14 protein-coding genes are annotated in these 13,783 nt (G+C 73.9%); 6 read left to right on the top strand and 8 right to left on the bottom strand.

The annotated features are described in order from the left end of the window. The first annotated feature begins 13 nt into the window (after nt 1-13). The 3 genes from ACZ4M5_RS30760 to ACZ4M5_RS30770 all read left to right on the top strand — a co-directional run bounded on the left by ACZ4M5_RS30760 (nt 14) and on the right by ACZ4M5_RS30770 (nt 3,760). A complete protein-coding gene (locus ACZ4M5_RS30760) occupies nt 14-832 on the top strand; it encodes a class I SAM-dependent methyltransferase (RefSeq protein ID WP_467741663.1) in 819 nt (272 codons plus the stop codon). Nucleotides 833-1,013: 181 nt separating this feature from the next. Next, nucleotides 1,014-2,099 carry a C40 family peptidase gene (locus ACZ4M5_RS30765; protein ID WP_467741665.1) on the top strand — a complete coding sequence of 362 codons (1,086 nt, stop codon included), beginning with the start codon at nt 1,014-1,016 and terminating at the stop codon, nt 2,097-2,099. 317 nt (nt 2,100-2,416) lie between these two features. Beyond that, the gene (locus ACZ4M5_RS30770; protein ID WP_467741667.1) at nt 2,417-3,760 is read left to right on the top strand and encodes a PP2C family protein-serine/threonine phosphatase; all 1,344 of its coding nucleotides are present in this window, start codon (nt 2,417-2,419) and stop codon (nt 3,758-3,760) included. A 52-nt stretch (nt 3,761-3,812) separates the two neighbouring features. On the opposite strand, the gene ACZ4M5_RS30775 is transcribed toward ACZ4M5_RS30770, so the two are convergent. The 4 genes from ACZ4M5_RS30775 to ACZ4M5_RS30790 all read right to left on the bottom strand — a co-directional run bounded on the left by ACZ4M5_RS30775 (nt 3,813) and on the right by ACZ4M5_RS30790 (nt 6,422). Continuing rightward, nucleotides 3,813-4,145: a DUF2516 family protein gene (locus tag ACZ4M5_RS30775; RefSeq protein WP_467741782.1), complete on the bottom strand. Its 333-nt coding sequence runs from the start codon at nt 4,143-4,145 to the stop codon at nt 3,813-3,815. Nucleotides 4,146-4,251: 106 nt separating this feature from the next. Continuing rightward, nucleotides 4,252-4,929: a hypothetical protein gene (locus ACZ4M5_RS30780; protein WP_467741669.1), complete on the bottom strand. Its 678-nt coding sequence runs from the start codon at nt 4,927-4,929 to the stop codon at nt 4,252-4,254. 89 nt (nt 4,930-5,018) lie between these two features. Further along, nucleotides 5,019-5,657, bottom strand: a complete 639-nt coding sequence (locus ACZ4M5_RS30785) for a helix-turn-helix domain-containing protein (protein WP_467741671.1) — start codon at nt 5,655-5,657, stop codon at nt 5,019-5,021. A 114-nt stretch (nt 5,658-5,771) separates the two neighbouring features. Beyond that, nucleotides 5,772-6,422 (bottom strand): class I SAM-dependent methyltransferase, encoded by a 651-nt coding sequence (locus ACZ4M5_RS30790; RefSeq protein ID WP_467741673.1) that lies wholly within the window; start codon nt 6,420-6,422, stop codon nt 5,772-5,774. A 114-nt stretch (nt 6,423-6,536) separates the two neighbouring features. Between ACZ4M5_RS30790 and ACZ4M5_RS30795 the strand changes: the two genes are divergently transcribed. From ACZ4M5_RS30795 to ACZ4M5_RS30805, 3 genes are all read left to right on the top strand, one after another. Next, nucleotides 6,537-7,097 carry a DUF2269 family protein gene (locus ACZ4M5_RS30795; protein ID WP_467741675.1) on the top strand — a complete coding sequence of 187 codons (561 nt, stop codon included), beginning with the start codon at nt 6,537-6,539 and terminating at the stop codon, nt 7,095-7,097. Between the two features lie 95 nt (nt 7,098-7,192). Beyond that, nucleotides 7,193-7,780, top strand: coding sequence for a TetR/AcrR family transcriptional regulator (locus ACZ4M5_RS30800; RefSeq protein ID WP_467741677.1), 588 nt, complete (start codon nt 7,193-7,195; stop codon nt 7,778-7,780). Between the two features lie 4 nt (nt 7,781-7,784). After that, nucleotides 7,785-8,966: a GDSL-type esterase/lipase family protein gene (locus ACZ4M5_RS30805; RefSeq protein ID WP_467741679.1), complete on the top strand. Its 1,182-nt coding sequence runs from the start codon at nt 7,785-7,787 to the stop codon at nt 8,964-8,966. Between the two features lie 75 nt (nt 8,967-9,041). Here the strand turns inward: ACZ4M5_RS30805 and ACZ4M5_RS30810 are convergent, their stop codons facing one another. From ACZ4M5_RS30810 to ACZ4M5_RS30825, 4 genes are all read right to left on the bottom strand, one after another. Continuing rightward, complete coding sequence (locus ACZ4M5_RS30810; protein ID WP_467741681.1) at nt 9,042-11,063, bottom strand: HelD family protein; 2,022 nt, start codon at nt 11,061-11,063, stop codon at nt 9,042-9,044. 40 nt (nt 11,064-11,103) lie between these two features. After that, a complete protein-coding gene (locus ACZ4M5_RS30815) occupies nt 11,104-11,739 on the bottom strand; it encodes a TetR family transcriptional regulator (protein WP_467741683.1) in 636 nt (211 codons plus the stop codon). Nucleotides 11,740-11,763: 24 nt separating this feature from the next. Beyond that, complete coding sequence (locus tag ACZ4M5_RS30820; protein ID WP_467741685.1) at nt 11,764-12,828, bottom strand: phosphotransferase; 1,065 nt, start codon at nt 12,826-12,828, stop codon at nt 11,764-11,766. Between the two features lie 241 nt (nt 12,829-13,069). Next, nucleotides 13,070-13,783: an HAD family hydrolase gene (locus tag ACZ4M5_RS30825; protein ID WP_467741687.1), complete on the bottom strand. Its 714-nt coding sequence runs from the start codon at nt 13,781-13,783 to the stop codon at nt 13,070-13,072.

Below are 13,783 nucleotides of genomic sequence, written 5' to 3' on the forward strand. Positions count from 1 at the left end.
TACCCTCGTAGCCATGACTGCCCGTACGGGCGCCCGCCCCGTGGGAACGGTGACGCGCGGGACGACCAACCCCAACCGGCTGCGCCGCATGGACCGCTGGATCGCGGCCGCGCACGGCGCGGAACTGCGGCGTGCCGCCGACCCCGTGGCCGTCGACCTCGGATACGGGGCCGCGCCCTGGACGGCCGTCGAACTGCTGCAGCGGCTGCGTACGGCCGCGCCCCGCACCCGGGTCGTGGGCGTGGAGATCGAGCCCGCCCGGGTCGCCGCGGCCCGGCCCTACGAGCGTCCGGGGTTGGTCTTCAGGCACGGCGGGTTCGAGATCCCGCTGCCGCAGCGGCCCCTGCTGATCCGCGCGGCGAACGTGCTGCGGCAGTACGAGGAGGCCGAGGTCGCGGGCGTGTGGGAGCGGCTGTGCGGGCGGCTCGCCCCGGCCGACCCGGTGACCGGTTCGCGCGGCGGGCTGCTGGTGGAGGGGACCTGCGACGAGATCGGGCGCCGGCACGTCTGGGTCGCGCTCGGTCCCGAGGGCCCGCGCACGGTCACCTTCGCCACGCGGCTGGGCTCGCTGCAACGCCCTTCCGACCTGGCGGAACGCCTGCCGAAGGCGCTCATCCACCGCAACGTCCCGGGCGAGCCGGTGCACGCCTTCCTGCGCGACTTCGACCGCGCCTGGGCCGCCGCCGCCCCGTACGCGTCGTACGGGGCCCGCCAGCGCTGGATCCGCACGGTCCGGGACCTCACGGCCGACTGGCCGGTGACGGACGGCCCGGCACGCTGGCGGCAGGGCGAAGTGACCGTGCGCTGGGAGGCGTTGGCACCCCGCACCTGATCCGGCCACGGTGGAACGATCTCGGTGAGTCGTTCGTCACACAGGCGGGGGGATCGCCATGCCGGGGCATACCGGCGCGAGGACGGCGGGAAGTACTGCCTCTGTCGTTTCGCGCCAGGACGTGGCAGCATCCCAGGCGGACCGCTTGTTACTGACGGTTAATCAGTTTGGGGGCTGGAGTATGGGTACGGGCAGGCGTGGCCTGATCGCGACGGCCGTGACCGTGGTCTGCGCGGTCACCGTCCTGGCGGGACCGGGCACGGCGTTCGCCGCTCCCGAACCCCCGGCACCCACCGCGAGCGCGACCCCCGTGCCCGCGCCCCCGCCCGGCAAGGACCTCGAGGCCGTGCGCGAGAGGCTCGACCGGCTCTACCGCGCCGCCGCGCGCGCCACCGACGAGTACAACGCCGCCGAGGAGAAGGCCGACAAGCAGTCCGAAGAGGTCGTCAAGCTGGCCAAGAAGATCGTCGAGGGCAAGGAGCGGCTCCGGCAGCTCAAGGCCCGTGCCGGAGCGGCGGCCGCCGCCCAGTACCGCGGCGGCGGGTTGCCTCCCGAGGCGCATCTCGTCCTGAGCGACGACCCGCAGGACTTCCTCGACGGCGCGGGCCGGGTCCGCCAGGGCCACCACGCGACCAAGGGACTGCTCGGCGAACTGTCGCGTGTCCAACAGGATTTGGAGCAGTACGCGAAGGACGCCTCCGCCCAGTGGAAGAAGCTGGAAGCGGGCCGCAAGGCGAAGGCCGCCGCGCAGAAGAAGATCGAGAAGCAGATCGCGCAGGCGGAGCGGCTCGAATCGGAGCTTCAGGAGGAGGAGCGGGAGCGCCTCGCGGAGTTGGAGAAGGAGGCCGCGAAGAAGGCGCAGACCGCCTGGCTCGACTCCGGTGCCGTGTCCGAGATCAGCGCCAAGGCCTCCGCGCAGGGCAAGAAGGCCGTCGCCTACGCCACGGCCCAGATCGGCAAGCCGTATCAGTGGGGCGCCGAGGGCCCGAAGAGCTACGACTGCTCGGGGCTGACGTCCCAGGCCTGGATCTCCGCCGGCCGCGGCATCCCGCGCACCTCGCAGGAGCAGTGGAAGCGGCTGCGGCACGTCGACATCGCGGACATGCGCCCCGGCGACCTCGTCATCTACTTCGGTGACGCGAGCCACGTCGGGATGTACATCGGCGACGGGGCGATCGTGCACGCCCCCCGGCCCGGGCGGGACATCACCGTCGCGGGGGCCGGAACCATGCCGATCCTCGGGGTGGTCCGCCCGGACGCGGGCTGACGCCGCCCAGGGGGGGCGGGCCGGCGCACCGGACACCGGATATCGGACACCGGCGCACCGCCCGTGACCTGGCCCACGTGACCCACCGCACCCCGAACACCCCACCCGGCCAAGCGCCGACGTGACGTTCGTCATTGCCGCAGCATGCCAGGGCTGTCCAACTGCGGTACATATCGCGGCATATGACACTGGCCGATCACCCAGGGCCGTGGCTCGCACCATTCCACTGCGGCGCCGACACCCGCTATGGTCCCCGTCGGTGGGTCGAGGTCCCTCGCCCCGCCATGCCCTCGGGGGGAGGGAAGGAACCCAAGACGATGCCCGTACCCATACCGCGGCAGAGAGCGATCCCGGCCGCGGAGAGTGGTCAGGCGCAGGCCGCGTCCCCGTGCGGCGGATCCGCCGAGGAGTCCGTCACGGACACCCCGGGCGCGGCCCGCACGCCGGACACCGCCGGGAACACCACGAAAAAGGTGGAGCACACCGCCCACACCAATCTGACGCTGCTGCTGATCGAGGACGATCCGGCGGGTTCGCCGATCGTGCCCGACATGCTCGACGAGGCCGGCAAGCCGATCCGCGTCCGCACGGCCCGCAACCTCACCGAGGCCGCGCGGCTGCTGACCGACGACGTCCACTGCATCCTGCTGGACCTCGCGCTGCCCGCGCCCGGCCGCAGCGACTCCGACGACGAGCTCGCCGTGCTCAAGCACGTGCTGGAGCTCGCGCCCCGGCACGCCGTACTGGCACTGACCGCCTCGGGCGACGCCGAGCGCGGCGCGGAGGCGGTGCGGGTGGGTGCCCAGGACTACCTCTTCCGCGACGAACTGGACAGCAGGCTGCTCAGCCGCGCGATCCGCTACGCCGTGGAGCGCAAGCGTTCGGAGTCGGCCGAGCGCCGGCTCGCGGAGGGCAAGCTGCGGGCCCAGGAGAACCGCCGTCTGGAGCGCGGCCTGCTGCCGACGCCCCTGCTGGAGGGCTCCCCGCTGCGGTTCGCCGCGCGGTACCGCCCGGGCCGCTCACGGGCCCTGCTCGGCGGCGACTTCTACGACGTCGTCCGCACCCCCGACGGCACGGTGCACGCCATGATCGGCGACGTCTGCGGCCACGGCCCCGACGAGGCCGCCCTCGGCGTCGAGCTGCGCATCGCGTGGCGCGCGCTGACGCTGGCGGGCCTGTGCGGTGACCAGCTGCTGGGCACGCTGCAGCAGGTGCTGGAGCACGAGCGGGCCGACGACGAGATCTTCGCGACCCTGTGCACGGTGGACATCGCGCCCGACGGCCGCCGCGCGGGCCTGTGCCTGGCGGGCCACCCCTCCCCGCTGCTCGCGGGCCCGGGCCGGCCGGCCCGGCTGCTGCCGTACGACAACAACGGCCCGGCCCTCGGCCTGCTGCCCCGGGCCCGGTGGCCGCGGATGCAGGTGGAGCTGGGTGCCGAGTGGAGCCTGATGCTCTACACCGACGGCCTGATCGAGGGCCGCATCGGTGAGGGCCGCGAGCGGCTCGGCCAGGAGGGCATGACGGAGATGGTCCGCCGCCAGTTCGCCGAGGGACTGCGGGGCGAGCAGCTGCTGCAGGCGGCGGTGAACGAGGTCCGGGACCTCAACGGCGGCGAGCTGACGGACGACGTGGCGGTGCTGCTGCTGGACCGGGTGCCGTAGGGGCATACGGCCGGGCGGCCGCGTGCGGGCCGCGGCGCGAGCCGCAGGTGGTCTACCGGCCGCCGTTGTACGGGCCGTACGGGCCGTCGCTGCTGGAGCCACGGTGGCTGCGGCCGCCGCCGGGCAGCGCGCGGATCGCCGGCCGCACGTCGACCATGTACACGATCGTCGCGATGAGGCCGATGATCGGCAGGAACGACAGGATCGGGAAGAGCAGGTTCACGACGAGGGCGAGCCCGAGGACGATCAGCCAGAACGGCTTGGTCTTCTTGTCGGCCGCGCGATAGGCGTCCTCCCGGCGCACCGCCGCGTCGATCAGCGCGAAGGCGCTGAACACGGTCAACGCCACGTTCAGCAGCCACAGAAACCCTTGGAAGCCCTGCATCAGCACAACGTCCACCACCTGGCTCGGCTCGTCCCTACGCGGTCACCGTACCCGCACAACGGGCCGGACACCCCCAGGGTGCCCGGCCCGCGTCGGCGGCTGCGGTTCACTTGGCCGGCGGCGTCGTCTTCTTCGCCGTGGCGGGCTTGCGCACCGGGGTCTTCTTGGCGGCGGGCGTCTTCTTCGCCGCGGCGGCCTTGGCCTCGGAGGCGATGACCTGGGCGGGCTTCGCCGGCTCCTCCTTGACCTCGACCGGCTCGCGCTTCGGCTCGACCGCGATCGCCAGCTCCTCGACGCCCTCGGCGACGTCCTCGATGCTGTCGGCGGCCTCCCCGCGCCAGGTGCGCACGGCCTGCTCGCCGTGTTCGGCGACCTTCTCGTAGGTCTCGCGGGCCTTGACGGCGTACTCGGCGGCCACGCCGACGCCGCGCAGCGCGAGGTCCTGGGCGCTCTCGCCGAGCTTCTTCAGGTCGGCGTCCAGGTTGCTGCCGAGCTTCTTGATGTCGACGGAGCCGATGAACCCGGTGACCTTGCTCTGCAGGCTCTCCTGCGTCTCCTTGACGCGGGCCGAGGCCTCCCGGGCCCGGGCGGAGGCCTTCTCCTGGACGGCCCTGGTGTCGGTGTTGCGCACGGCGTCGAACCGCGCGGGAGCCTCGGAGCGCAGCTGGTCCACCAGGGCGGGCACCTTCTTGGCCTGCTGGAAGGCGAGGTCGGCGGTACCCGCGGCGAAGTAGAGCGGGGTCGGGTCGCTGAGGGTCTTGCGCAGGTCGTCGGTGATGGCCATGGTGATGGTCCTCCCGGATTCTGTGTCGCTTCGAGGGTTCGCTGAGGGTTCGTGTGATCCGCAGGGGGCGGCCGGTGCCCTGGTCCGGCTCAGCCGGCCGTCTGCTGCGGATCGGTGTCGCCGCCGGCGGTCGTACCGCCGTCGGTCCCGCGGGGGCGGCGGGCACGTGCGCCGCCGGTCGTACGGGCGGAGGCACCGCTGTCGTCGGCGCGTCTGCGCCGGGGCGAACGGCCGCCACCGCCCACCGGTATGCCGCCGTCGCCGTCGCCGCGGGGCGTGTCCGCCTCCTTCGCCGCCCCGGCCGGGCCGTCGCCGTCCACGACGCCGAGCACCGGGGACCCGTCGGGCACGGTGCCGCCGTCGGAGCCGTCGCCGCCCGTGAACCCGTTCTCCTTGCGGAAGGACTCGTAGATCTGCAGCAGCACCTGCTTCTGCCGTTCGTTCAGCGTCGGATCGGCGAGGATGACGGCACGCGTCTCGACCTCGTCCCGGTCGCGCTCGGCGTCGAGGATGCCGGCCCGGACGTACAGCGTCTCGGCGGAGATGCGCAGGGCCTTGGCGACCTGCTGCAGCACCTCCGCGCTCGGCTTGCGCAGCCCGCGCTCGATCTGGCTCAGGTACGGGTTGGACACCCCGGCGGCGTCGGCGAGCTGCCGCAGCGACAGCTGCGCGTTGCGCCGCTGCTCGCGCAGGTAGTCACCGAGATTGCCGACGTTGAGCGTTGCCATGCCCCCACACTGCAGCACCTCGCTAACTATTGCAAGCACCTGCTTGCAAAAGTGCGCCACACCACGCGGGGGCGTTCGCCATGGCCGTGCCGCGGCCACGACGCGTCCGTGCCGTCACCCCTGCGGCCTGTGCGCCAGAAAGGTGCCCGTCCGGCGGGTCGACGTGCCCTCCGGTTCCTGTACGAGCCGGGTCGTGACCACCAGCCCCGCGTCCTGGAGCAGCGCGGCGATGCGGTCCGGCTGCAGCAGGTACGACTCGTAGGACACCGGATGGCCGCCGTAGGCGCGGGTCGGGCGCAGGTGTTCGCCGTCGCCGGTGTGGCCCGCCAGCAGGAGCCGGCCGCCGGGGGCGAGGACACGGCGGAACTCGGCGAAGACGGCCGGGAGTTGCGCGGGCGGGGTGTGGTGGGTCGCGTAGTACGCCAAGACGCCGGCCAGTTCGCCGTCGCCGATGTCCAGGGCCGTCATAGAGCCGACCTCGAAACGGAGTTCCGGATGGGCCGACCGGGCCAGCTCGACCATCCTCGGCGACAGGTCCACGCCGAACACCGTGATGCCCAGGGCGGCCAGGTGCGCCGTCACCTTTCCCGGGCCGCAGCCCAGGTCGGCGACCGGTCCCCGGGTCCGCACCAGGTCGGCGAAGGCCGCCAGCATCGCGCGGGACACCGGGTCCAGGGACTGCGGGTGCGGCACGCGCTCGGCGTAGGTCCGGGCGACGGTGTCGTAGGAGTGCCGGACGGCGGTGAGGTAGGACGGCTCGGTCATGCCGTGAAGGTAGGGGACGGCGCCCGCACGCGCGGCGCGTACGCCGATCCCGGTACACCGGGATACTCCCGCCGGCAGACGCCCCGGGCGCCGCCGCACGGCAGCGTGGGCCGCATGGACACCGCCCCGAAGCCGGCGCCACGGCCGGCACCGCCGAAGCCGGCCCGCACGCCGGGCCCGGCGCCGCAACTGTCCCGGCCCGCCCGCCGGGCCCTGCTCTGCGTGCACGTCGTCGCCTCCGCCGGCTGGCTCGGGCTGACGCTCGGGCTGCTCGCGCTCGGGGCCACCGCGGCCACCACCGGCTCCGCCGCGACCGTGGAGGCCTGCGTGCGGACCATGAAGCTCTTCGCGGACTGGCTGCTGCTGCCCGCCGCGTTCCTCACCCTGCTCAGCGGACTGGCGCTGTCGCTGGGCACGAAGTGGGGCCTCGCCCGGTACCGGTGGGTCTCCACGAAGTTCTGGCTGACCCTCGCCACGGTCACCGCCACGGTCTTCGCGCTGCGCCCCGGCGTGAACTCCGCGGTCGCCGCCGTCACCGCGGGCGGACCGCTGCCGGACGCCGGTGACGTGCTGTTCGGCCCGATCGTGTCGCTGTCCGCCTATGTCTTCATGACGGTCATCTCGGTCCTCAAGCCGTGGGGGAAGACCCGCCGCGGCCGGCGAGAGCGGAGGTGATGCGCGAGAGCAGAAGTGATGCGCGAGAGCAGAGGGAATTTGCCTAAAGGGTTTAGGCAGGGGCACACTCTCTTCAGGTAGAAGGGAGAGCGCTGATGGTGCGTGTGGGACTGACGCCGGAGCGGCTGACCGAGGCGGGCGCCGAACTGGCCGACGAGGTCGGGTTCGAGCAGGTCACCGTCTCGGCACTGGCCCGGCGGTTCGACGTGAAGGTCGCGAGCCTCTACTCGCACGTGCGCAACTCCCAGGACCTGAAGACCCGGATCGCGCTGCTCGCCCTGTCGGAACTGGCCGACCGGGCCGCCGAGGCCCTGGCCGGACGCTCCGGCAAGGACGCCCTGACCGCCCTCGCGAACGTCTACCGCGACTACGCCCGGGAGCACCCCGGCCGCTACGCGGCGGCCCAGCTGCGACTCGACCCGCAGACGGCGGCCGCGAGCGCCGGCGTCCGGCACGCCCGGATGACCCGGGCGCTGCTGCGCGGCTACGACCTGACGGAACCGGACCAGACCCACGCGGTCCGGCTCCTGGGCAGCGTCTTCCACGGCTACGTGAGCCTGGAACTGGGCGGCGGGTTCAGCCACAGCGCCCCCGACACCGACGCGACCTGGGCCCGGATCCTCGACGCCCTCGACACGCTGCTGCGCAACTGGCCCGCGCCCCCTACGGATCCCCGAGGCTGACACCATGCACACCGAGCACGACTGGATCACCACGCCGATCACCGCCGCCCTGCTGCGCGGCGCCCTCGACCTGGAGCGCACCGAGCACGGCCTGCTGCCGCACCGGCTGCCCGCCCGGGCCCGCGCCCAGAACACCGACGCCCAGCTGGCGATGGCCGAGGCGCAGCCCTCCGGCGTACGGCTGGCGTTCCGTACGTCCGCGACCGCCGTCGAGCTGGACACGCTGCGCACCAAGCGCGACTACGCCGGCTTCCCCGCCCGCCCGGACGGCCGGTACGACCTGCTGGTCGACGGCCGCCCGGCCGGCCAGGCCTCCGTGAGCGGCGGCAACCGCCTCCTGGTCGACCTGGAGACCGGGCAGAGCGAGGTCACGCACGGCCCGGTCGGCACGGTCCGTTTCAGCGGACTGCGCGAGGGCGACAAGGACGTCGAGATCTGGCTGCCGCACAACGAGACCACCGAACTCGTCGCCCTGCGCACCGACGCGCCCGTGGAGCCGCTGCCGGACCGGGGCCGCCGGGTGTGGCTGCATCACGGCAGCTCGATCAGCCACGGGTCCGACGCGGCCGGCCCGACGGCCATCTGGCCGGCGATCGCCGCGTCGCTCGGCGGGGTGGAGCTGATCAACCTCGGCCTGGGCGGCAGCGCGATGCTCGACCCGTTCACGGCACGCGCCCTGCGCGACACCCCGGCCGACCTCATCAGCGTCAAGATCGGCATCAACGTCGTCAACCACGACGTGATGCGCCGGCGTGCCTTCGGTCCGGCCGTGCACGGGTTCCTGGACACCATCCGCGAGGGCCATCCGGACACCCCGCTGCTGCTGGTCTCCCCCATCCACTGCGCCATCCACGAGGACACCCCGGGCCCGACCGCCCCGGACGTCGAGGAGATCGGCAAGGGCCGCATGGTGTTCGCCGCCATGGGCGACCCGGCCGAGACGGCGACGGGCAAGCTGACCCTCACGGTGATCCGCGAGGAGCTGTCCCGCATCGCCGCCCAGCGCGCCACCGAGGACCCCCACCTGCACTACCTGGACGGCCTCACCCTCTACGGCGCCTCCGACGCGGCCGAGCTGCCCCTGCCCGACCACGTCCACCCCGACGCGGACACCCACCGGCGCATCGGCGAACGCTTCGCCGAAGCGGCCTTCGGCCCGAAGGGCGCGTTCGCGAAGCAGGACTGAGCGGAGCAGGACCGGGCCGGGCGGAGCAGAACCGGGCGGGGCGGAGCAGGACCGGGCGGCGGCACCCCGCGTCCGTCACGACCCGAACGGCAGTGGCCTGCTGCGCACCACCTCCAGGCGCGACACCGCCCGGGTCAGCACCACGTACAGCCGGTGCAGGCCGCGCTCCTCCGCCTCGGCGATCGCCGCCGGTTCGACCACCACGACGTGGTCGTACTCCAGGCCCTTGACCAGCCGGGCGGGCACGAGGGAGACCCGTGCGCCGAGTGCGTCCGGGTCCGCCGCCGCGACCCCGGCCGCCTCCAGGGCGGCCCGCACGCGGGGCAGGTCCGCGTCCGCCGCGACGATCCCGACCGACCCCTCCCGCCCCAGTGCGTCCCGCACCGCGTCCACGACGGCCCCGGGCACGCCGTCCGCGGTGGTCCGGCGCTCCGTCAGTTCCCCGTCACCGCGCAGGGAACGCGCCGCCGGCACGTCCACGTCCAGCCGCTCCAGCAGCCGGTTGGCGAGCCCGACGACCGCCTTCGGCACCCGGAACCCGGTCGTCAGCTCGATCACCGGCGCCTCGGGTTTCCCGAGGTGCGCGAGGACCGTCGGCCAGGACCGCGCGGCCCACGGCGTCGTGCCCTGCGCCAGGTCGCCCAGCACCGTCAGGGAGCCGAAGCGGGCCCGGCGGGCGATGGCCCGGCACTCCATCGGGGACAGGTCCTGCGCCTCGTCCACGACGACGTGCCCGTAGCCCTCCGGGTGCCCGATCAGCCCGGCCACCTCGTCGAGCAGCACCAGGTCGGCCTCCGACCAGCGGGCCGACTTCCACGACCGGGGCGGCCGGGCCCACAGCAGCGCCCGCTGCTCACCGGCGTCGAGCAGCCCGTCGGCGGCCGCCGCCAGCGCGTCCGGGTCACCGAGCAGCCCGGCCAGCACCTCCTCGGGCCGCACCCGCGGCCAGACGGCGTCGACGTACGCGGACACCGGCCGGGCCCGTTCGACGCGGCGCACCCAGGCGTTGGTGGGCGGCCCGGCCCGCCGCTCGGCCTGCTCCCGCAGCGACCGCACGATCCTCGCCCGCACCCGCTCCCGCCCGACCCCGTAGGGCGGTTCCTCCTCGCGCACCCCGGCCACGATCCCCGCCAGCTCCGCCTCCGGCACCCGCCACCGGTAGGAGCCGTCCGGCACGGCCAGCGGTCCGGCCCCTTCGGGACGCACGCGCGCGTACAGCGCCCGCCGCAGCACCTCGGCCGTGCGGGCGTCGTGCTTGACCGCGGCCGCGGCATCGTCGTCGGTGCCCCGCACGGGGCAGCGCGCGATCTCCTCGGTCAGGGTCGCCTGCCGCACCCCGCTCTCGCCGAGGGCGGGCAGCACCTCCGCGATGTACGACAGGAACGTGCGGTTGGGCCCGAGGATCAGCAGACCGCCCCGCCGGATGCGCTGCGGGTGGGTGTAGAGCAGGTACGCGGCCCGGTGCAGTCCGACGGCGGTCTTGCCGGTGCCCGGAGCCCCCTGGACGCACACCGACACCGCCAGGCCGGCGCGGACGAGGTCGTCCTGCTCGGGCTGGATGGTGGCGGCGATGTCCCGCATGGGCCCGACGCGGGGCCGTTCGATCTCCCGGGCGACGATCTCGCTGGACCGGGTCTCGCCCCGCGCCAGGTGCTCGTCCTCCAGGCCGGTCAGGTCGCCGGAGTCGCCCCGGCTGCCCGGCGCCCAGCCGAACCGCCGGCGCACGGCGACGCCCTGGGGGTCGCGGGCCGAGGCCTGGTAGAAGGCGCGCGAGACGGGTGCGCGCCAGTCCACCACGAGGGGCGGCTCGGCCGGATGCTCGGAGATCCGCAGCCGCCCGATGTGCAGCCTTCCCTCCTCGCCGTGCAGCGCACCGAAGAACAACGGCCCCTCGGGCAGCTCCCGCAGGGCCTTGGCCCGGCTGCGCAGCCGGAAGCCGAGGACCTCGGCGTCGGCCCCGGACGCGGAGACGTCCTCGCCGGCGACGACCTGCTCGCCGGCGCCCTCGACCATGGCCGTCAGGGCGGCACGGCAGCGTTCATGGTGGGCGCGTTCGCGGTCGAGGACGTGCTGCAGGGCGGGCTCGGTCGACGTCATGCCGACGAGCGTACGCCAAAACGTGACCGAGTTAAAAAATTTACCGAGTAGCGGAGGGTGTGCCGTCCCGGAGGTGGGGCGGCATGGCCTCGGCCAGGCGCCCGAACGCGCGCCGCGCCGCCGCCACCGCGTCCGGCCGCACCTGCGCGACGGACTCGCCGGCCGCGATCCGCCGCCAGTTCTCCAGCGCGAGCACCCGCAGCACGGCCATGATCTGCCCGGCCGCCAGCCGCGCGTCGAGGTCGCCGCCGAGCGCGTCGGCGAGGGCCGCCTCCGACCGCTCCTGGTGGCCGTGGGCGCGGGCGACGAGGGAGGGCGTGCCGTAGAGCAGCGCGTGGAAGGCCAGTACGTCCGGGTGGCCGTTGAGCCCGGTCACCGGGTCCTCCCGGTCCAGCCCCGCAAGGAAGTGCCGCCGCAGCGCCGCCACGGGCGGCTCCTGCGCCGCCTGCACCACGCGCGCGGCCTCGCCCTCGTGGTCGGCGATCCGGTGCAGCACCAGATCCTCCTTGGCGGGGAAGTACCGGAACAGCGTCGGCTTGGAGATCTCCGCCGCGGCGGCCACCTCGGCGACGGACACCGCGTCGAACCCCTTCTCCAGGAAGAGCCGGACGGCGATGTCCGACACGACGCGGTACATCCGCTGCTTCTTGCGCTCACGCAGGCCGGGCTCGCTCATGGGAGGGAGCCTATGCACTCCGCGTCAGTACACGTCCGGCGCGGCCGGCAGGGAGTGCTCGCCCGGCGCGGCCTCGCCGTCCCCGTGCCAGCGGACCAGGGCCGTCATGATCTGCGCACGGCTCGGCACCCGCGTCAGCCCCAGCGGTGATGCGGCGGCGGTCAGGATCGCCCGCAGCCGTCCGGCCGCTGTGGGCAGGGCCACCCGGTCGATGCCGCCCTCCTCGCGCAGGGAGAGCGCCACCCGGACGACGTCCGTGAACACCGACTGCGCCCGCTTGAAGTCCAGCAGCAGCGGCAGGTCCTCCTCCCAGCCGTTCGAGGCGCCCGGAGCGCACCGCTCGACGACCCGCCGCCACCCGGCGGCCGTGCGGCGCTCCTGGTCGGCGGGGTAGCGCATCAGGTACAGGTGGGTGGCCAGGTCGTACAGGGGGTCGCCCAGCATCGCCAGTTCCCAGTCGATGGCCCACAGCCGCCCGGCCGGGTCGAGGATCAGGTTCTCCCGGTGCAGGTCGGCGTGGAGCAGGCAGAAGCCCCGCCGCCGCAGCCCGAGCACGTGCTTCCTGAGCCGGCTGAACGATTCGTCCGACAGACCGAGGGCGTGGAAGAGCCCGGCGAAGGCCGGTGCGTTCCTCGCGTACACCTGCTCCTCGACGAAGACGATCAGACGCTCGAGGAAGCCGTCGGTGTCCCCGTCCTCGGCCCGGTCGTCGTCCTCGCACCGCCGCTCGACGTCGAGCATGTCCGGCGTGACCCGGACCAGGTCGCCGAAGAGGTCCAGGATCTGGTCGCACACGGTCCCGGGGACGCGTCGCCCCGGACGGCGCAGTTCCCCGAGCGTGCGCCCCTCGATGAAGGCCTGGAGGGGCATGCCGCCCACGTCGACGACGTCCGGGACGCGGCTGACGTGCGGGCGCAGAGCCGTGAGCAGCTCCTCCTCCGACCGGAAGCACCTCCGGTCGAACCAGAGGATCTCGGCCCGCGGCTCACGGAACTTCACGGCGCGCGTCCCACCCGGCGGAGCGAGCACGTAGGTCTCGTGGTGGTAGCCCTTGAGCGGGCCCCTGACCAGGCTGGGGTCGCCGCTCATCCCCTCCGCCCGCCCTCGAGCACCGGTGACCGACGAGGATGTCATGTGCTGGTTCAGCCTGTTCCGGTGGTACCGATGGGGTGAGAGATGGGATGAGAGGGGACGCAATCTACTCCCGCCGGCCGCGCCCGCGGCGGAAAACCGGGCAGGTGGGACGCGGGTTCCCCCGGTGTGAGCTAACCAGCGCACACTTGAACGGCGGTGGAGGCGGTGGCGCGGGGGCGGCGGGGCGCCGCCGGGCTCAGCCGCGCAGCAGGCGCAGCAGCGTCTCCAGGGTTCCCACCACCGTCCCCGCCCCGGCCGCCCGCAGTTCCTTGGCCTTGTCCTCGGTGCGCGCGTAGCCCAGGAACGGCACGCCCGCCCGTTGCGCCGCCAGGTGGTCGGAGGGGGTGTCACCGATCATCAGGGCGTCCGCCGGGGCGGCCCCCATCGCCTCCAGTGCCCTGTTCAGGCAGTGCGGGTCCGGCTTGAGGTGCCGCAGCTCCTGCGTCCGGCCGTAGAGGTGCGGGGCGAAGCAGTCGGCCAGACCGCGGCTCTCGAGGTAGGTGCGGGCCGCGCGGGGCGAGTTGTTCGTGGTGACCGCCGACCGGGACCCGACCGCCGTCCAGGTCCGGATCAGCGGGTCCGCGTACGCGGTGGGCATCGCCGAGGACGCCGCCCGCAGCTCCTCCTGGGTCAGGCGCTCCTCCAGCTCGGCGACGAGGTCGCTGCCGGGGTGCCTGCGGTCCACGGCGCGCAGGACCACCTGGGGGTCCAGGGAGGCGCGCTCGGCGTCGGTGAGAAGGCCGTGCAGCCCTCGGCCCTCCAGCCAGGAGACGAGGTCGCCGGCGACGCGCTCCGCCGAATGCCCGGCGAACAGACGGCAGATGGGCCCGTCGAAGTCCCACAGCACCACACGGGCGCGTTCGATCAGCGTACGGAGCACGTCCGGATCGTTCTCGGTCTGGATCGTCAC

This window comes from Streptomyces sp. NPDC026246 (assembly GCF_055567995.1).

Bases quoted from the DNA above. Each gene is read 5' to 3' on its own strand.
- ACZ4M5_RS30760 (WP_467741663.1), top strand. From the start codon at position 14: ATGACTGCCCGTACGGGCGCCCGCCCCGTGGGAACGGTGACGCGCGGG.
- ACZ4M5_RS30765 (WP_467741665.1), top strand. From the start codon at position 1,014: ATGGGTACGGGCAGGCGTGGCCTGATCGCGACGGCCGTGACCGTGGTC.
- ACZ4M5_RS30770 (WP_467741667.1), top strand. From the start codon at position 2,417: ATGCCCGTACCCATACCGCGGCAGAGAGCGATCCCGGCCGCGGAGAGT.
- ACZ4M5_RS30775 (WP_467741782.1), bottom strand. From the start codon at position 4,145: ATGCAGGGCTTCCAAGGGTTTCTGTGGCTGCTGAACGTGGCGTTGACC.
- ACZ4M5_RS30780 (WP_467741669.1), bottom strand. From the start codon at position 4,929: ATGGCCATCACCGACGACCTGCGCAAGACCCTCAGCGACCCGACCCCG.
- ACZ4M5_RS30785 (WP_467741671.1), bottom strand. From the start codon at position 5,657: ATGGCAACGCTCAACGTCGGCAATCTCGGTGACTACCTGCGCGAGCAG.
- ACZ4M5_RS30790 (WP_467741673.1), bottom strand. From the start codon at position 6,422: ATGACCGAGCCGTCCTACCTCACCGCCGTCCGGCACTCCTACGACACC.
- ACZ4M5_RS30795 (WP_467741675.1), top strand. From the start codon at position 6,537: ATGGACACCGCCCCGAAGCCGGCGCCACGGCCGGCACCGCCGAAGCCG.
- ACZ4M5_RS30800 (WP_467741677.1), top strand. From the start codon at position 7,193: ATGGTGCGTGTGGGACTGACGCCGGAGCGGCTGACCGAGGCGGGCGCC.
- ACZ4M5_RS30805 (WP_467741679.1), top strand. From the start codon at position 7,785: ATGCACACCGAGCACGACTGGATCACCACGCCGATCACCGCCGCCCTG.
- ACZ4M5_RS30810 (WP_467741681.1), bottom strand. From the start codon at position 11,063: ATGACGTCGACCGAGCCCGCCCTGCAGCACGTCCTCGACCGCGAACGC.
- ACZ4M5_RS30815 (WP_467741683.1), bottom strand. From the start codon at position 11,739: ATGAGCGAGCCCGGCCTGCGTGAGCGCAAGAAGCAGCGGATGTACCGC.
- ACZ4M5_RS30820 (WP_467741685.1), bottom strand. From the start codon at position 12,828: ATGAGCGGCGACCCCAGCCTGGTCAGGGGCCCGCTCAAGGGCTACCAC.